Annotated in this window: 17 protein-coding genes; 11 read left to right on the forward strand and 6 right to left on the reverse strand. The window is 68.8% G+C overall.

Going from position 1 to position 16,130, the window contains the following annotated elements:
* Nucleotides 1–8: 8 nt before the first annotated feature.
* A complete protein-coding gene (locus V5F67_RS10115; RefSeq protein WP_394019585.1) occupies nt 9–1,010 on the reverse strand; it encodes a formamidase in 1,002 nt (333 codons plus the stop codon).
* 259 nt (nt 1,011–1,269) lie between these two features.
* On the opposite strand from V5F67_RS10115, the gene V5F67_RS10120 reads away from it, so the two are divergent.
* The 4 genes from V5F67_RS10120 to V5F67_RS10135 are packed head-to-tail and all read left to right on the forward strand — an operon-like array spanning nt 1,270 to nt 3,969.
* Complete coding sequence (locus V5F67_RS10120; protein ID WP_394019583.1) at nt 1,270–2,643, forward strand: CmpA/NrtA family ABC transporter substrate-binding protein; 1,374 nt, start codon at nt 1,270–1,272, stop codon at nt 2,641–2,643.
* An 11-nt stretch (nt 2,644–2,654) separates the two neighbouring features.
* Nucleotides 2,655–2,984 carry a nitrile hydratase gene (locus V5F67_RS10125; protein ID WP_394019581.1) on the forward strand — a complete coding sequence of 110 codons (330 nt, stop codon included), beginning with the start codon at nt 2,655–2,657 and terminating at the stop codon, nt 2,982–2,984.
* The gene (locus V5F67_RS10130; RefSeq protein WP_394019579.1) at nt 2,981–3,283 is read left to right on the forward strand and encodes an SH3-like domain-containing protein; all 303 of its coding nucleotides are present in this window, start codon (nt 2,981–2,983) and stop codon (nt 3,281–3,283) included. Before V5F67_RS10125 ends, V5F67_RS10130 begins: the two co-directional genes overlap by 4 nt.
* Nucleotides 3,284–3,303: 20 nt before the next feature.
* Entirely contained in the window at nt 3,304–3,969 is a 666-nt protein-coding gene (locus tag V5F67_RS10135; protein ID WP_394019577.1) for a nitrile hydratase subunit alpha, read from the forward strand.
* Nucleotides 3,970–3,991: 22 nt separating this feature from the next.
* Here the strand turns inward: V5F67_RS10135 and V5F67_RS10140 are convergent, their stop codons facing one another.
* Both V5F67_RS10140 and V5F67_RS10145 read right to left on the reverse strand, forming a co-directional pair.
* Complete coding sequence (locus V5F67_RS10140) at nt 3,992–4,936, reverse strand: LysR family transcriptional regulator (protein ID WP_394019575.1); 945 nt, start codon at nt 4,934–4,936, stop codon at nt 3,992–3,994.
* A 97-nt stretch (nt 4,937–5,033) separates the two neighbouring features.
* Nucleotides 5,034–5,960, reverse strand: coding sequence for a LysR family transcriptional regulator (locus V5F67_RS10145; protein WP_394019706.1), 927 nt, complete (start codon nt 5,958–5,960; stop codon nt 5,034–5,036).
* Between V5F67_RS10145 and V5F67_RS10150 the strand changes: the two genes are divergently transcribed.
* The 7 genes from V5F67_RS10150 to V5F67_RS10180 all read left to right on the forward strand — a co-directional run bounded on the left by V5F67_RS10150 (nt 5,841) and on the right by V5F67_RS10180 (nt 13,306).
* Complete coding sequence (locus tag V5F67_RS10150) at nt 5,841–6,101, forward strand: hypothetical protein (RefSeq protein ID WP_394019718.1); 261 nt, start codon at nt 5,841–5,843, stop codon at nt 6,099–6,101. The two genes, V5F67_RS10145 and V5F67_RS10150, sit on opposite strands and share 120 nt — an antisense overlap.
* A gap of 191 nt (nt 6,102–6,292) precedes the next feature.
* A complete protein-coding gene (locus V5F67_RS10155; RefSeq protein ID WP_394019573.1) occupies nt 6,293–7,483 on the forward strand; it encodes an ABC transporter substrate-binding protein in 1,191 nt (396 codons plus the stop codon).
* Nucleotides 7,484–7,607: 124 nt separating this feature from the next.
* On the forward strand, nt 7,608–8,483 hold the full coding sequence (locus tag V5F67_RS10160; protein ID WP_394019571.1) for a branched-chain amino acid ABC transporter permease: 876 nt from the start codon (nt 7,608–7,610) through the stop codon (nt 8,481–8,483).
* Nucleotides 8,480–10,276: a branched-chain amino acid ABC transporter ATP-binding protein/permease gene (locus V5F67_RS10165; protein WP_394019569.1), complete on the forward strand. Its 1,797-nt coding sequence runs from the start codon at nt 8,480–8,482 to the stop codon at nt 10,274–10,276. Before V5F67_RS10160 ends, V5F67_RS10165 begins: the two co-directional genes overlap by 4 nt.
* 74 nt (nt 10,277–10,350) lie before the next feature.
* On the forward strand, nt 10,351–11,058 hold the full coding sequence (locus V5F67_RS10170; protein ID WP_394019704.1) for an ABC transporter ATP-binding protein: 708 nt from the start codon (nt 10,351–10,353) through the stop codon (nt 11,056–11,058).
* Between the two features lie 44 nt (nt 11,059–11,102).
* Nucleotides 11,103–11,798 carry a cyclase family protein gene (locus V5F67_RS10175; protein ID WP_394019567.1) on the forward strand — a complete coding sequence of 232 codons (696 nt, stop codon included), beginning with the start codon at nt 11,103–11,105 and terminating at the stop codon, nt 11,796–11,798.
* Between the two features lie 98 nt (nt 11,799–11,896).
* A complete protein-coding gene (locus tag V5F67_RS10180; RefSeq protein ID WP_394019565.1) occupies nt 11,897–13,306 on the forward strand; it encodes an amidase in 1,410 nt (469 codons plus the stop codon).
* A gap of 81 nt (nt 13,307–13,387) precedes the next feature.
* Here V5F67_RS10180 and V5F67_RS10185 read toward each other — a convergent pair whose 3' ends face one another.
* The 3 genes from V5F67_RS10185 to V5F67_RS10195 all read right to left on the reverse strand — a co-directional run bounded on the left by V5F67_RS10185 (nt 13,388) and on the right by V5F67_RS10195 (nt 15,826).
* Nucleotides 13,388–13,582: a hypothetical protein gene (locus V5F67_RS10185; RefSeq protein WP_394019563.1), complete on the reverse strand. Its 195-nt coding sequence runs from the start codon at nt 13,580–13,582 to the stop codon at nt 13,388–13,390.
* Between the two features lie 59 nt (nt 13,583–13,641).
* A complete protein-coding gene (locus tag V5F67_RS10190; RefSeq protein ID WP_394019561.1) occupies nt 13,642–14,823 on the reverse strand; it encodes a vWA domain-containing protein in 1,182 nt (393 codons plus the stop codon).
* Nucleotides 14,824–14,899: 76 nt separating this feature from the next.
* Entirely contained in the window at nt 14,900–15,826 is a 927-nt protein-coding gene (locus tag V5F67_RS10195) for an AAA family ATPase (RefSeq protein WP_394019559.1), read from the reverse strand.
* Nucleotides 15,827–16,130: the final 304 nt, after the last annotated feature.

Raw genomic sequence — 16,130 nt, forward strand, 5'->3', positions numbered from 1 at the left:
GCCGCTCCTCAGGCGCCGCCGCCATAGAGGCGGGTCGGCGCCGGAAAGCCGCAGCTGGTGCCGTCGGTCACGCGCACCTCGTCTTCCCAGGGCAGGCGGTATTTTCCGGCCACCATGTCCCGCATGAAGGTGTAGGGGCAGTCCTGCGCGCCGCCCTTCACGGCCACGTAGCCGCGGTGGCCGAGCTGGTAGATGTTGTTCTCCACCCCCCATATGCGCCGCGCCTCGCGCACCAGGTCCGGGCGCACCTCGGCGGTGATGATCTCGTCCGCCCGCCCGGTCTCGCCGTGGGCGAGGATGGTGCCGTCGAAGTCCACGATCATGCCCTCGCCCATGGAATCGAACGAGCCGTCCGAGCCGCACATGCACACGTTCGCCGTCACCATCAGGTTCTGGAACGCGTTCGCCTGGTTGGTGAAGCGCCAGGAGGCGCGGATCGGCGCCGTGTAGCCGGCGGTGCGGATCATGATCTCGGCGCCCTTGTAGGCGCACTCGCGGGCCATCTCCGGGAACATGCCGTCATGGCAGATGATGAGCGCGATCTTCGCGCCCTTCGGCCCCTCGATGACCGGGATGCCGAAATTGCCCGGCTCCCACGGCTCCACCGGCACCCAGGGGTGGAGCTTCCTGTAGTTGAGGCGAATCTCGCCCTGGTCGTCGATGATGAGGCCGGTGTTGTAGGGCATGCCGCCGGGGTTCAGCTCCATGATGGAGAAGCAGCCCCAGATCCTGTTGTCGATGCAGGCCTGCTTGAAGGCGGCCACCTCCGGCCCGTCCACCCGGCACATGATGTCCGGGTTGATGTCCATGGACAGGCCATGCAGCGAATATTCGGGAAATACCACGAGGTCCATGGTGCCGAGGTTGCGGCGCGCCTTGCCCACCATGGCGACGATCTTCTCGGTCTGGGCCTTCAGATCGGCCGGGGTGACAACGTTCGGCAACTGCAGCTGCACCATGCCGAGGACCACGCCCTGGTCTGATTTGTTCAACCCGCCGAGTCCGTTCATGGCGCTCTCCATAGTCCAGCTGCCGCTCCGGGCCGCGTTTTGCCCGCGCGGATCGCAAATAAAATGCGCAAAATCTCAAGTGTCAGACAGATTAAAATGTAATCTTCTGCACGCCCATGATCGATGCGCTGCGATTTGAATGCGCGATAAGCAGAACTTATTTAGGCTGATATTCCGACGATGCAGGCCGCATCATCCCCTTTGGCATGGGGGTTGCAAAACGGGTCGCATTCCGTGGCCAGCCGAGGGGAGCCAGACCATGACCGAGGACCATCGACCGCGCCGCCTTCGACCCGATTGCGCCTGCGGCTGCCGTGGCGCCATGGGCCAGCATCGCGACACGCTCGGCCCGGCCATGGGCGCGGATGCCTACGAGGGCACCGAGAACTACGTCGACCGGGTGGTGGAGACGGCGGTGCTCAACGCCATGATCCCCAACCCCATGCAGCGCCGCGCCTTCCTCCAGTCGGTGGGGGCGGCGACCGCGCTTGCCGCCATCGCCCAGCTGTTCCCGCTCGGCACCGCCAAGGCGATCGCCCAGGAAACAGCCAAGCCCGAGAAGACCAAGCTCAATATCGGCTACGTGCCGATCACCTGCACCGTGCCGCTGCTGCTGGCCCACGCCATGGGCGAATACGGCAAGGAGGGGCTGGAGAGCGTGACGCTGGCACGCACGCCCGGCTGGGCGATCGTGCGCGACAAGCTGGCGGCGACCGAGTTCGACGCCACCCACCTGGTGCTCGCCATGCCGCTCACCATGACCATGGGCGTCGGCGGCCCGGCCATGCGCACCTACGTCTCCTCGGTGCAGAACGTGAACGGCAACGCCATCACGCTGCACGTGAAGCACAAGGACCGGCGCGACCCGAACGACTGGAAGGGCTTCAAGTTCGGCATCCCGCACCAGCATTCCATGCATGCCATGCTGCTGCGCTACTATCTCGCCGAGCACGGCCTCGACCCGGACAAGGACGTGGAGCTGCGCGTGTTCCCGCCGCCGGATTCGGTGGCGAACATGGCGGCCGGCAATCTCGACGGCATGCTGTTCGCCGAGCCCTGGGGCCAGCGGGCGGTGTTCGAGGGCGTCGGCTTCCTGCACATGCTGACGCGCGACATCTTCATGGATCATCCGTGCTGCGTGGTCTCGGTCACCGACAAGTTCGTGACCGAGGCGCCCAACAGCTACGGTGCCATGTTCCGGGCGGTCGTTCGCGCGACGGAGTTCGCCGACAAGCAGGAGAACCGCAAGAAGGTGGCGGAGCTGCTCGCGCCCGCCGCCTATCTCAACCAGCCGCAGACGGTGCTGGAGCAGGTGCTGGTGGGCCGCTACGCCGACGGCCTAGGCCAGGTGGTGAGCGAGCCGAACCGCATCGGCTTCAAGCCCTTCCCCTACACCTCAACCGCGGTCTGGCTGCTCACCCAGCTGCGGCGCTGGGACATGGTGCCGAAGGACGTGGACTACCAGGCGGTCGCCCAGCAGGTGTTCCTCGCCACCGATGCCACCAAGCGCATGAAGGAGATGGGCCTCGCCGCACCGGCGTCGGCGTCGATCAAGCACACGATCCTCGGCAAGGTGTTCGATCCGTCGCAGCCCCAGGCCTATGTGGACAGCTTCGCGATCCGGCGCGCGTGAGGGAGGCGAGAATGACCCGCGGCTATCACGACATCGGCGGCGCGAGCGCCGGCGACATTCCCATCGTCGAATTGCCCTGGCTGCAGTGGGAGAAGCAGGTGGAGGCGATCCGCAACGTCCTCGGCGACGGCACCCGCCGCATGATGTCGCTGGACGAGCTCAGGCGCGGCTTCGAATCCTTCGGCGAGGAGAAGTACCGGGCCTATTCCTTCTACCGGCGCCGCCTCGAGGCCATGCTCGACATCCTGGTTGAGAAGGGGGTCTTCACGCGCGAGGAATACGAGGACGCGGTGGCGAAGGCGCGGGCGCAGTGGGAGCCGGCGCCCGAATGCGCCCCATGAAGCCGCGCTTCGACGCCGGCGACAAGGTGCGGGTGCTCGACCTCGGCAAGCCGGGCCACGTGCGCACCCCCTTCTATGTGCGCCACCATGTGGGCACGGTGCTGCACCGCGCCGGCATGTTCCTGAACCCCGAAGATCTCGCGATAGGCCGCGTGTGCGGTCCCGTGGTGCCGCTCTACCGGGTGGGCTTCGCGATGACCGAGCTGTGGCCCGACTATGACGGCGCCGCCGACGACATGGTCGCGATCGAGATCTACGACCACTGGCTGACCGCCGCCGAGCCGGCGCCGGCCCCCTGACCTGAAGGGAGAGAGGCATCATGACCCACGACGGTCACGGGCACGACCACGACCATGACCATGGGCACGACCACGGCCACGAGCCCCACGAGCCGCTGGTGGTGGAGGACGAGGCCGGCAACATCGAGGGGCAGATCAGGGTCGCGGCGCTCCAGGCGCTGCTGGTGGAGCGCAACCTTGTGGCGCCCCAGGAGATCAGGCGCGAGATCGAGCGCATCGAGGCGCCCGGCGTGCACCTCGGCGCGAAGATCGTCGCCCGCGCCTGGACCGACGCCGCCTATAGGGCGCGTCTGCTCGACAACGGCAAATCCGCCGCCGCGGAACTGGGCATCGGTGTGGGGGAGGCGCAGCTCATCGTGGTGGAGAATGACGGCGACACCCATAACCTCGTCTGCTGCACCCTGTGCTCGTGCTATCCGCGTTCGATCCTGGGGCAGCCGCCGGCCTGGTACATCAGCAAGGCCTACCGGGCGCGGGTGGTGCGCGAGCCGCGGGCGGTGCTGAAGGAGTTCGGGCTGGAGCTGCCGTCCGCCATCCGGGTGGTGGTGCACGATTCCAACGCCGACATGCGCTATCTGGTCCTGCCGCAGCGCCCAGCCGGTACCGAGGGGCTGAAGGAAGAGGCCCTGGCCGCGCTGGTGACGCGCGATTGCATGATCGGTGTCGCAGTGTTGTCGCCGTCCTGAGTCGGCGGGCGCCGCCGCGCCCTCAGGCGCGGGCGGGGCGGGCGTGGGCGGGAGCGTAGCGCATCAGCTCCTTGGCCATGGAGATGTCTTCCGCCACCTCCAGGAAGGCGCGGACGGCCGGCGGCTGGGGCTCGCGCTCCAGCACCATGATGCCGATGGAGTTGGTGATGGAGGGCTCCACCAGGCGGATGGCGCGGGTCTCGCTCCATTCGCCCACCATCAGGAAGAAGGTGTTGGGCACCACAGCGAACCAGTGCCCCGGCCGCACGTGGGAGCACAAAGCGAGCGCGCAATTGGTCTCGATCACCGTGCGCGGCGAGGCGCCGACGCTGGCGAAAACCCGGTCGAGGATGCGCCGGTTTTGCATGTCCGGCGTCAGCATGCACAAAGGCAGGCGTCCCGCCTCGGTCCAGGTCACGGTTTCCTGCTCGGCGACCGGATGGTCCGCGGGGGCGATGAGATAGTAGGATTCATCATAGAGGAAGTAGGGCCGCAGCCCGGTCGAAGCGCCGTGGTCGAGATAGTTGATGCCGATGTCCACGTCGAAATTCTCGAGCCCGGCCTTGAGCGCCGAGAAATTGAGCGAGGAAACCGACACGCTGACATCCGGAAACAGCTGGTTGAAGGCGGTGGTGATGATCGAGATGCCGGGCATGGCGACCGGGATGACGCCGAGCCGTATGTGCCCGGAGAGCGAGCTCCCGGCGCTGAGCAGCTCCTGGTTCAAGTGGGCGAAGCCGTCCAGGGTGCGGCGGGCGAAGTCCAGCACCAGCGCGCCCTGGGGCGTGAAGCCCTCGAATCCCTGATTGTGCCGGTCGACGATCGGGACCTGGAAGGCGTGCTCCAGCTGTCTCAGTGCTTGCGACAGGGCCGGCTGGCTGATCTGGCACTCCGCCGCCGCCCGGCCGAAATGCCGGTGCCGCGCCAGCGCCACCAGATAGCGCAGCTGCTTCAGATAAAGGCTCACGATGCCTCCGCCGCGGTTTGAGTGGCCCGACCGTGGCAGATGCAGGCAAGCTCCGCGCCAGCCGCCGCGCCGGCGCCGAGGGCGAGCGCCGACCGGCTCAGCGGGCCGCCGCCCGCGGCTCGGCGCGGGCCTTCTCGCCGGTGAGCTTGGCGCGCCATTCCCCGCTTTCGACCATGGCGGCGATCACGTCCGCCATCACCTCGGCCACCGCCTCGGCGCCGCGCGGGTTCATGGTGCGCTGGGAGACCACCACCGAGAGCCGCCAGGAGGGCGTCGGCTCGACGATGGGGATCGCCACCATCTCGCCCCGCGCCATCTCGTCGAGGAAGGCGAAGTGCGGCATGACGCCGAGCGCGCGGCCGGACTGCACCAGGCGGGAGATGGTGGGCAGGCTGTCGCAGGCCATGGCGGCGGGCACCACGTCGTGCCGGGCGGCGAACTGCTCGATCACGGTGCGCATCACGTTCGGGGCGCCCGGCAGCACCACCGGCAGGTCGAACATCTCGCGGAACGTCACCGCCTCGGCCTTGGCGAGCGGATGATGGGGCGGGACGAACAGCATCAAGTCCTCCACCATCATCTCGGTCCAGGCCACGTGCTCGAACGCCTTGTGGTCGTAGAGCAGGGCGACATCGAGCCGGCCGTGCTGGAGGAAGTCGTCGAGATAGCCGGTCATCGCCTCCACCACGTGCAGCGTGATGTTGGGCTGCCGCTCGGCGAGCGCCGAGATGAGCGGCAGGCCGAGCCCGCGACAGGCCGAGGTGGGCAGGCCGACCGAGACCTTGCCCGAGGGATTGCGGGACCGGGACCTGACCACGTCCTTGGCCCGGTCCACCTCCTGGAGGATGCGGCGGGCGTGGTCGTAAAGCTGCTGGCCGAGCTCGGTCGGGGTGACGCCGCGGGCATGGCGCAGCAGCAGGTCGACGCCGAGCTCCTCCTCCAGATTCTTCATCTGCTGGCTGAGCGAGGGCTGGGCAATCCGGAGGATTTCGGCTGCCCGAGAAAAATTCCCGCTTTCCGCGATCTGGACGAAGTATTTGAGCTGCCGGATTTCCATGACCAGTCCTTCCGGCGAGGAACGTTCGCCGGATCAGGAGCGATTGTCAAACTGCATGATAAATCGCCATATGCACAAGCTATGGGCATTCAAAATGTGAAAAATTAGTATTATCAATATGTTATTAATGTCATCACCGCATCGGTATTGCCTATTGTTATATGACATAGGATATTCCGATATCTTTGATTGGAAATTAATCTTTGCCGATTGCCCGAGCCTCAATCTAGCTTTTCCCTGCTCGTGATTTTTGGGCGTCATCGACCCCGCTCATCCTGTAGACGACAGGAGAAAACAACATGCTTCCAGAGACTTCGTTGCGCGGCCGGCTCCTGGCCGCGACGGTGGTGCTCGGCCTTTCGGCCACCGGCGCCTTCGCCCAGCAGGAGCCCTGCATCGGCAATTCCGTGGCCGTCACCGGCCCGGCCGCGTTCTCGGGCCTGGCGATCAAGCTCGGCGCCGAGATCGCCATCGACGAGATCAACGCCGCCGGCGGCGTTTTGGGCAAGAAGCTCAAGCTGATCCAGTACGACGACGCCGGCGCCCCGCCGCGCGGCGTCGACAACACGCGCCGCATCGCGCTCGCCGACAAGTGCATCGCCGTGCTCGGCGGCTTCCACTCCACCGTGGCGCTCGCCCAGGTGGACCCGATCCATGAGATCGGCATTCCCTACATGGGCGTGTGGGCGGCCAACACCAAGGCGATCGAGAACGGGCGCGACCCGAACTTCATGTTCCGCATCTCCGCCAAGGACAAGTGGGTGGCCCGCTTCCTGGTGGACGAGGCGCTCAAGGTCTCGAAGAACGGCAAGATCGCCTTCTTCTACGAGAACACCGGCTGGGGCAACGGCGCCCTGCCCGACGTGAAGTCCGCGCTCGCCGCCAAGGGCAAGGAACTGGTGGCCGCCGAGACCTTCAACTGGAACGACCAGGACATGACGCCCCAGGTCATCCGTGCCCGCGACGCGGGGGCGGACGTGGCGATCTTCTGGGCCATCGACCGCGAGGGCAACCAGATCCTGCGCTCGATGGACAAGGCGGGCTGGAAGCCCACCATCATCGGCGCCTGGGGCATCTCCGGCAATCTCGGCGAACTCGCCGGGCCGCTCGCCAACGGCGTGCGGGTGATGCAGACCTACTCGTTCCAGACCGAGCAGAGCGCGACCGGCAAGAAGGTGCTTGCCGCCATCGAGGCGAAGACCGGCATCAAGGATCCGAGGGACATCAAGGCCGCCTCCGGCATCGCCGACGCCTATGACGCGGTGTACCTCCTGGCCGACGCCATCAAGATCGCCGGCGCCTACGACTGGAAGAAGGTGCAGGCGGCGCTCTACCAGGTCAGCCGCGACGGCCTTGTCGCCCCCTACAAGCCGGCCTTCGACAAGAAGGACCCGGAGCGCCAGGACGCCCTGCTGCCGCAATACTACCTGCTGACCGTCTGGCACGAGGGCAAGCTGATCCCCTTCAAGGGCTCGCCCTACGACAAGTGAGCGCCACGGGGGCGGGCCCGGTGCCCGTTCCCCTCGCATCCTCGACGTTCAAGCCGTTTTGACGTTCAAGCCGTCAGCCCTGCGTCCGCGCCGGGCCCACCCCTGACCAGACGGGCCATCCGCCATGAGCACGGTGGTGCAATATATCCTTTCCGGCCTCGCCATCGGCGGCATCTATGCCCTGGTGGCGCTCGGCTTCCACATCATGTGGTCGTCCGCCAAGGCGGTGAACTTCGCCCATGGCGATACCCTGATGATCGGCGGCCTGCTCGCCGTCTACTTCCTTGCCGCCGGCCTGCCGCTGGCGCTCGCCTGCCTCCTCGCCATCCTTGTCGGCGGCCTGTTCGGGGTGGTGCTGGAGCGCGTCGCGGTGCGGCCCTTCCTCGGCCAGCACGGCTCGGTGGGCTGGATGCTCACCACCATCGCCATCGGCATCATGGTGGAGAGCGTCGCCACCATCCAGACCCAGGGCTACGCGCTGCCGCTGCCCTCGCCCGGCATCGCCTCCTCGATCCAGATCCTCGGCGCCGGCGTCTATCCGCAGGAGCTGGTGATCCCGGTGGTGGCGGTCATCGCCATGATCGGGCTGCGCCTCATGCAGCACCACACCCTGATCGGCCGCGCCATGCGCGCCGTGGCCCATAACGGCAGCGCCGCCGCGCTCATGGGCATCAACGTCTACCGGGTCGTGGCCTTCTCCTTCGCCCTCGCGGGCCTGCTCGGGGCCGCCGCCGGCGTGCTGGTCGCCCCCGTGGTCCAGGCCTCCTCCACCATGGGCGTGCTGCCGGGGCTGAAGGGCTTCGCGGTGGCCATCATCGGCGGCATCACCTCGGCGCCGGGCGTGGTGCTCACCGGGCTCGCCTACGGCGTGATGGAGAAGTTCGTGGAGGGCTACATCTCCACCGCCGCGCGCGAGATCGTCGGCTTCTCGGTGATGATCCTGACCCTGCTCGTGTTCCCGCAGGGCCTGTTCGGCAAGCGCGAGGTGATGAAGGTATGAGACACCTCACCACCCTCGGCTTCCTGGCGCTGGCGGCGATCCTGATCGCCGTGCCGCTCGCCTCGAACAACGAGTACGAGCTGCGCCTGTTCATGCTGTTCCTCATCTACGGCATCATCGCCGTGGGGCTGAACGTGCTGGTGGGCCTCACCGGCCTCGTCTCGCTCGGCCAGGCCGGCGTGTTCGCGCTGGGCTCCTATACCGGGGCGATCCTCGCCACCCGGCTCGGCTTCGACATGGTGTCGTCGGCATTGGTCGCGGCGCTGGTCGCCGGCTTCTTCGGCGTGCTGCTCGCCTATCCCACGGTGCGGGTGCGCGGGGTCTATCTGGCGGTGGTGACCATCGCCTTCGGCCTCATCGTCGAGAACGTCGCCATCGAGTGGCAGTCCATGACCGGGGGCACCACCGGCATCACCTCCATTCCCGCGCCGAACGTGTTCGGCGTGCGCCTCTCGGGCTACGCTTATTACGGCCTGCTGGCGGTGGTGCTGTTCCTCGCCGCCGCCGCCGCGCACAATCTCAAGGTCTCCCGCTACGGGCGCGCCATGCTGGCGGTGTCGCAGAGCGAGACCGCGGCCCGCGCGCTGGGCGTGGACGCGACCGGCATGCGCACCCTCGCCTTCGTCGCCGCCGCGGTGACGGCGGGGCTCGCGGGCACCTTCTACGCCTTCCTGAACTCCTACATCTCGCCCGACATCTTCACCTTCTCCGACAGCGTGCGCTTCCTGTTGATGGTGATCCTCGGCGGCGCGGCCTCCACCTTCGGGCCGATCCTCGGCGCCTATATCCTCACCTACCTGCCGGAATACCTGCAGCAGTTCGCGGTGTGGCAGAAGTTCGCCTACGGCGCGCTGCTGCTGACGGTGATGTTCGTGATGCCGCGCGGCATCATGGGCTCGCTCGCCTTCGCCCTGAAGAAGCTCAGACCCGTCCCGCGCGCCGTGAGCGCGAAGGAGGGCATCCCGGCCGAGGAGACGCTACGGCTCGATCCCCACGCCCAGCGCTCGGAGCTGGTGGCGCGTGAGCTGACCGTGCGGTTCGGCGGCCTCACCGCGCTCAACAAGGCCTCGCTGCGCGTGAAGCCGGGCGAGGTGCATGCCCTGATCGGGCCGAACGGCGCCGGCAAGTCCACCTTCGTCAACACCATCTCCGGCTTCTACCGGCCCACCGAGGGCGCGTTCGAGATCGACGGCGTCCAGCTCGCCGGCAAGACCTCCCACGAGATCGCCCGCCTCGGCCTGTCGCGCACGTTCCAGAACACCGAGCTGTTCGGCGAGCTGACGGTGCTCCAGAACGTGATGGTCGGCTACCAGCAGCGCCTCGGCTACGGCCTTGCCGCCGCGCTGCTGCGCACGCCGGCCATGCGGCGGCAGGAGGAGGAGTGCCGCCGCGCCGCCATCGGGCTCCTCGCCTTCGTCGACCTTCAGGACTACGCCAACGAGGAGGCGCGGTTCCTGCCCTTCGGCCTCCAGCGGCGGCTGGAGATCGCCCGCGCGCTGGCGGCCAAGCCGCGCCTGCTGCTGCTGGACGAGCCGGCCGCCGGCCTCACCACCCAGGAGATCGACGCGCTCGAGGAGATGATCCGCCGCATCGCCGCGCTCGGTGTCTCGGTGCTGCTCATCGAGCACCATGTGGAGCTCATCATGGCGGTGGCCGACACCGTCACCGTGCTCGACTACGGGCAGATCATCGCTTCCGACACGCCGGCCGTGGTGCAGGACGACCCGCGCGTGATCGAGGCCTATTTCGGCACCTCGCTGGAGCACGCCGCCGCCGCGGAGGCCACCCCATGAGCGCCACCGACATGAGCGCCACCGATACCCAGCCCGCCGCCGGCGAGGCCGAGATCCTGCTCGACATCAGGTCCATGGAGCTGCGCTACGGCGCGGCGGTGGCGGTGCGCGACGTCTCGCTCACGGTGCGGCGCGGTGAGCTGGTGGCGGTCATCGGCAACAACGGCGCCGGCAAATCCTCCACCATGAAGGGCGCGACCGGGCTCGTGACGCCCTCGGGAGGCCAGGTGCTGTTCCGCGGCGAGGATACCACCCGCCTGCCGGCCTATGCCAAGGTGGCGCGCGGCCTCGTCATGGTGCCGGAAGGGCGCATGATCTTCCCGGACCAGAGCGTGGAGGACAATCTCACCCTCGGCGCCTACGTCCATGGCGGCCTCAAGGGCGCGCGGGCGCGGCAGACCCTGGAGAAGGTGCTGGAGCTGTTCCCGCGTCTCAAGGAGCGCCTCGCCCAGCAGGCCGGCTCCATGTCCGGCGGCGAGCAGCAGATGCTCGCCATCGCCCGCGGCCTGATGGCGGAGCCCGAGCTGCTCGTCATCGACGAGCTCTCGCTGGGTCTCGCGCCCAAGATCGTCGACCAGCTCATGCGGGTGCTTTCGGACCTGAACAAGGCCGGCCTCACCATCCTCCTGGTGGAGCAGCTCGCCTCCTACGCGCTCGCCATCGCCGACCATGCCTACGTGATCGCCAACGGGCGCGTGGCGCGGCAGGGGCCGAGCGCCGCGCTCGCGCGCGATCCGGAGGTGATGGAGGCCTTCCTCGGCAAGAAGAAGCCCGCCGCCTGAGCCGATCTTTCTCTGTGCAAGACCAGACACGTCAAGGAGACGTCATGTCCAAAGTCATCGATCTCAGCCTTCTCATCGAAGACAACATGCCCGCCCACAAGCTGTTCCAGCGGCCGGTCATCACCACCCATCTGAGCCATGAGAGCTCGAAGGCGTTCGGCCTCGGCGTCGAGGGCGACGCCATGACCTTCCAGACCAACTTCATCGCCATGCTGGACCATGTCGGCACCCACGTGGACGCGTTCCGCCACGTGAAGCCGGACGGCGCGCCCATCGACGAGATGCCGCTCGACATGTTCATGGGCAAGGCCGTGTGCTTCGACCTGCGCCACATCCCGGACCTCGGCGATATCACCGCCGAGGACATGGACAAGGCCGAGGCCGCCGCCGGCGTGAAGGTGGACGGGCACATCGTGCTCCTGTGCACCGGCTTCCACGCGCGCAACTATCCCACCCTCGATTCGGTGTGGAAGAATCCGCTGCTCACGGTCGAGGCCACCAAGTGGCTCTACGAGCGCGGCTCGAAGATGCACGGGGTTGAAGGCCCCTCCACCGACAAGCCCACCGACAACATCTTCGCCCAGCACCGCCTGTGCCGCGAGCTCGGCATGAGCCACTGGGAGTGGCTGGTGAACCTGGAGGCGCTGATCGGCAAGGGTGAGTTCCAGTTCTTCGGCGCGCCGCTGAAGTTCAAGGGCGGCTCGGGCTCGCCGGTGCGCGCCTTCGCGATCCTGAACTGATCCGGATACGTCTCAAGCCCTGACCGAGACGTATGGGGGGCGCCGGATGGTCTCTGCCGATCGTCCGGCGCCGGTCCCGAAAGCCAAGCGGGGAAGCCATGTCCGCCGAATTCGACACCATGAGCGCCGTCGCCCTGCGCGCCCTCGTGGCGCGGCGCGAGGTCTCGCCGGTGGAGCTGACGCGCCGCGCGCTCGACCGGGCGATCGCGACGCAGGAGACGCTGAACGCCTTCTTCGTGATCCTGGAGGAGGAGGCCATGGCCGCCGCCCGCGTCGCCGAGGACGCGGTGATGGCGGGCGCCCCGCTCGGGGTGCTGCACGGCTTGCCGTTCTCCGCCAAGGACCTGATGGCCGTGAAGGGGGTGCGCTACGCGTCCGGCTCGCGCGCCATGGCCGGCAACGTCGCCGAGGTGGACGCTCCCGCGGTGGAGCGGGCGAAGGCCGCCGGTGCCATCCTCGTCGGCAAGACCACCACCAGCGAGTTCGGCTGCAAGCCCATCGGCGACAGCCCGCTCACAGGCATCACCCGCAATCCCTGGAACCTCGCCATGACGCCGGGCGGCTCCAGCGCCGGCGCGGCGGCCTCGGTCGCCGCCGGCATCACGCCGTTCGCGCTGGGCACGGATGGCGGCGGATCGATCCGGATTCCCTGCGCGCTGTCGGGGCTTTCGGGGTTGAAGGGCCAGTTCGGCCGGGTGCCGGTCTGGCCCACTTCGGCGACGCCGACGCTGGCCCACGTGGGCCCCATCGCCCGCTCCATGGAGGATGCGGCGCTGCTGTTCTCGGCGGTCGCCGGCCACGACCGGCGCGACCCGTTCGGCGTCGCCGGTCCGGTGCCCGACATGATGGGCGCGGCCCGCGCCTCGATGGCCGGCATGCGCGTCGCCTACAGCCCCACCTTCGGCTATGCCCGCCCCGAGCCCGAGGTGGTGGAGGCCTGCGACCGGGCGGCCCTGGCGTTCGAGGCGCTGGGCTGCCAGGTGGAGCGGGTGGAGGCTGTCTTCGACACCGATCCCGCCGATCTTTGGACCGCCGAATTCTATGCCGGGGTCGGCACCCGGCTGCGCAACGTGTTGGAAAACCAGCGCGAGCTTCTCGATCCGGCGGTGGCCGACATCCTCATGCCGGCGCTGTCCCAGGAGATGCGGAGCTACTATGCCAGCGTGTTCGAGCGCTACGCCTTGCGCGAGAGGATGCGTCTGTTCTTCGAGACCTACGACCTGCTGATCTCGCCGGTCGTGCCGGTCAGCGCGCTGGAGGCCGGACGCAACCTGCCGGCGGGCCTGGAGGACCGGAACCTCGTCTCGTGGGTGTTCTACACCTATCCCTTCAACCTCACCGGCCAGCCGGCGGGCGCGGTGTGCGCGGGCGTCTCCAGCGCCGGCATGCCCATCGGCCTGCAGATCGTCGGGCGCGCCTGCTGCGAGGACGACGTGGTGCGCGCCGCCTGTGCCTTCGAGCGCACCATGCCGCCCGGCTACAATCGCCCGCCGGCCCTGGGAGCGTGAACCGGTCGCCTCGCGCCGGCCTGAGCTGCGCCTGCCCTTCACGTCGCTGAAGGAGGCCGGGGCGTCCCGCCGGAGCGCGGCCTACACCGCGCCCATATAGCTGAGGGCGAACGCCGCCATCACCAGGACGATGCCGGCGACCAGAACCGTGAGCACGCGTCCCGAGCCGATGCCCTGGCGCGCCTTGGCGGCGGGCTCTACCGGCTCGCCGGCCGGCCCGCGCGCGTCGGGGGCGTGAAAGTCGCGCTCGTCGCGGATTTCCTGCGGCTCCCGCATGGTGTTCTCCTTCGTGGCTGTGGTGTCGAAGGGGAAACGCCCCAGGGCGGCGCAGGGTTTCAGGCCGCGAGGCGCCGCCGCGCCGGGCGCGGCGCATCCGAGAGGGCAGCGACGAGGTCTTCGAGGCTCTTCAGGTCGTGCACCGGGCGGAACTCATCCACCTGCGGCAGCATGGCGGCGATGCCGCGGGCGCGCGGCTCGAAGCCGTCATAGCTCAAGAGCGGGTTGAGCCAGACGAGGCGCCGGCACGAGCGCCTGAGGCGCGCCATCTCGGCGGCGAGCGTGTCGTCCACGTCCCGCTCCAGCCCGTCCGTGAACAGCAGCACCACCGGGTTCTGCGCCATCACGCGGCGCGACCAGTCCTTGTTGAACGCCCGGAGCGAGGTGGCGATGCGGGTGCCGCCGGACCAGTCCCGCGCCGCCTCAGCCACGGCGGCGAGGGCGGCGTCCGGGTCGCGCCGGGCGAGCGCGCGGGTGACGTTGGTGAGGCGGGTGCCGAACAGGAAGGTCGATACCCTCCGCCTCGCCCCGAGCGCATGGAGGAAATGCAGGATCGGGCGCGAATAGTCGGCCATGGAGCCGGAGATGTCGACCAGCGCCACCACCGGCGGCGGCTTCTCGGCCGGGCCGCGGCGCTTCAGCGGCACGAGGTCGCCGCCGGAGGCGAGGCCGGCGCGCAGCGAGGCGCGCAGGTCGATGCGCCGCCCGCGCGGGTCGGCGGCGAGGCGGCGGGTGCGGGCGCGGTCGTCGGGCATCCTGAGCGCGGCGATGCGCCGGCGCGCCTCGGCGAGCTCGGTGGCCGACATCTGCGCGAAATCCTTGGTGCGCAGCACGTCGTCGCTGGAGGCGAGGAGGCGCGCCTCCGCCTCCAGGCGCGGCGGCTCTTCGCGCCGCTTCTCCGCGCCGACGCCGGAGAACAGCGCCTCCTCGACCCGCCGCATCACGCTCTCGCGCTTCTCCTCGCGGGCCGGCAGGGCGGCGGGGGAGAGCATGGCGATCAGCCGCTCCTGGTGGCCGCGCTTCTTCCAGAACAGGCGGAACGCCTGGTCGAACACAATGCTGTCCTCGTGGCGCGAGACGAGGACGGCGTGGAGGGTCCAGTAGACGTCGTCCCGGGTGCCGATGCCGGCCGCCTCCACCGCCTTCACCGCATCGACGATGCGCCCCGGCCCGACGCTCATGCCGGCAGCCCGCAGCGCACGGCCGAAGAAGGCGATGTTGTCGGCGAGGCGACCGCTCATGGGCCGGTCTCCGCGGCGGCTCCCATTCCCCTGGAGCGCGCTCCCCGTAAGGGGAAGGGAGCATCCGGGGGGCCCCTCACAGCGCCTCGGCCCGCGTGCGCGCCTCGGCGACGAGGCGCTCGATAACCGGCGCGGAGGTCCGGGCGATGTCGTCCTGGTACTTGAGCAGCACGCCGAGCGTGTCGCCCACCGTGCCGGGATCGAGCGCCACCGCGTCCAGCTCCACCAGCGCCGAGGCCCAGTCCAGCGTCTCGGCGACGCCCGGCACCTTGAACAGGTCCTCCCGGCGCAGCGCCTCCACGAAGCCCACCACCTGCGCCGAGAGCCGCGCCGGCATGCCGGGAAGGCGGGTGCGCAGGATGGCGAGCTCGCGCGCGGCGTCGGGATAGTCCACCCAGTGGTAGAGGCAGCGCCGCTTCAGCGCGTCGTGGATCTCGCGCGTGCGGTTGGAGGTGAGGACGACGATGGGCGGCGCCGCCGCCTTCACCGTGCCAAGCTCCGGGATCGTCACCTGGAAGTCGGAGAGCACCTCCAGAAGGAACGCCTCGAATGCCTCGTCGGTGCGGTCGAGCTCGTCCACCAGCAGCACCGGCGGCCCCTCGGCCTGGGGCTCCAGCGCGTCGAGCAGCGGCCGGCGCAGCAGATAGCGCTCGGAGAACACGTCGGTGGCGATGGCATCCCTGTCGCGCTCGCCGGCGGCCTCGGCGAGGCGGATGGCGATCATCTGCCCGGCATAGTTCCAGTCATAGACCGCGGCGGACAGGTCCAGGCCCTCGTAGCATTGGAGCCGGATGAGGCGGCGTCCGAGCGCCGCGGCCAGCGTCTTCGCCACCTCGGTCTTGCCCACTCCGGCCTCGCCCTCCAGCAGCAGCGGCCGGCCCATGCGCAGCGCCAGGAACACCACGGTGGCAAGCGCGCGGTCGGCCACGTAGCCGGCCTTCAGCAGCAGGTCGGCGGCGGCGTCGATGGAGGCGGGCAGGGGGGTGCGCGGCAGCGTGCTCATGGGGCAAATCTAGAGCGGCCGGCGGCAGATGGGAAAGGGGCGGGGCGACGGCTCGGCGCGTACAGGCATTTGGCTCCTCCGGGAACCCCTCTCCCTGTGCGGAGGGCGGGGGATGGGGCGGAGCGCCTGCCGTTTCCCTCCGTCATGCTCCGGCTTGACCGGAGCATCCATCCTCGCGGTTGCAGATGGCGCATGCTCCATGGGCCCTCCGGTCAAGCCGGAGGGCGACGGGGTGAGATGGGGTGCTCTCGCTCCACCCTCACACCTTCACCCTGCCCCACAAGGGGACAGGGAGCCTCGAGGG

Source organism: Xanthobacter pseudotagetidis, from assembly GCF_043194795.2.
Taxonomy (GTDB): Bacteria; Pseudomonadota; Alphaproteobacteria; order Rhizobiales; family Xanthobacteraceae; genus Xanthobacter; species Xanthobacter tagetidis_A.

Excerpts from the sequence above, each read along its gene's own strand:
- V5F67_RS10115 (WP_394019585.1), bottom strand. The coding sequence starts at position 1,010 with ATGAACGGACTCGGCGGGTTGAACAAATCAGACCAGGGCGTGGTCCTC.
- V5F67_RS10120 (WP_394019583.1), top strand. The coding sequence starts at position 1,270 with ATGACCGAGGACCATCGACCGCGCCGCCTTCGACCCGATTGCGCCTGC.
- V5F67_RS10125 (WP_394019581.1), top strand. The coding sequence starts at position 2,655 with ATGACCCGCGGCTATCACGACATCGGCGGCGCGAGCGCCGGCGACATT.
- V5F67_RS10130 (WP_394019579.1), top strand. The coding sequence starts at position 2,981 with ATGAAGCCGCGCTTCGACGCCGGCGACAAGGTGCGGGTGCTCGACCTC.
- V5F67_RS10135 (WP_394019577.1), top strand. The coding sequence starts at position 3,304 with ATGACCCACGACGGTCACGGGCACGACCACGACCATGACCATGGGCAC.
- V5F67_RS10150 (WP_394019718.1), top strand. The coding sequence starts at position 5,841 with ATGGCGCAGCAGCAGGTCGACGCCGAGCTCCTCCTCCAGATTCTTCAT.
- V5F67_RS10155 (WP_394019573.1), top strand. The coding sequence starts at position 6,293 with ATGCTTCCAGAGACTTCGTTGCGCGGCCGGCTCCTGGCCGCGACGGTG.
- V5F67_RS10160 (WP_394019571.1), top strand. The coding sequence starts at position 7,608 with ATGAGCACGGTGGTGCAATATATCCTTTCCGGCCTCGCCATCGGCGGC.
- V5F67_RS10165 (WP_394019569.1), top strand. The coding sequence starts at position 8,480 with ATGAGACACCTCACCACCCTCGGCTTCCTGGCGCTGGCGGCGATCCTG.
- V5F67_RS10170 (WP_394019704.1), top strand. The coding sequence starts at position 10,351 with ATGGAGCTGCGCTACGGCGCGGCGGTGGCGGTGCGCGACGTCTCGCTC.
- V5F67_RS10175 (WP_394019567.1), top strand. The coding sequence starts at position 11,103 with ATGTCCAAAGTCATCGATCTCAGCCTTCTCATCGAAGACAACATGCCC.
- V5F67_RS10180 (WP_394019565.1), top strand. The coding sequence starts at position 11,897 with ATGTCCGCCGAATTCGACACCATGAGCGCCGTCGCCCTGCGCGCCCTC.
- V5F67_RS10185 (WP_394019563.1), bottom strand. The coding sequence starts at position 13,582 with ATGCGGGAGCCGCAGGAAATCCGCGACGAGCGCGACTTTCACGCCCCC.
- V5F67_RS10190 (WP_394019561.1), bottom strand. The coding sequence starts at position 14,823 with ATGAGCGGTCGCCTCGCCGACAACATCGCCTTCTTCGGCCGTGCGCTG.
- V5F67_RS10195 (WP_394019559.1), bottom strand. The coding sequence starts at position 15,826 with ATGAGCACGCTGCCGCGCACCCCCCTGCCCGCCTCCATCGACGCCGCC.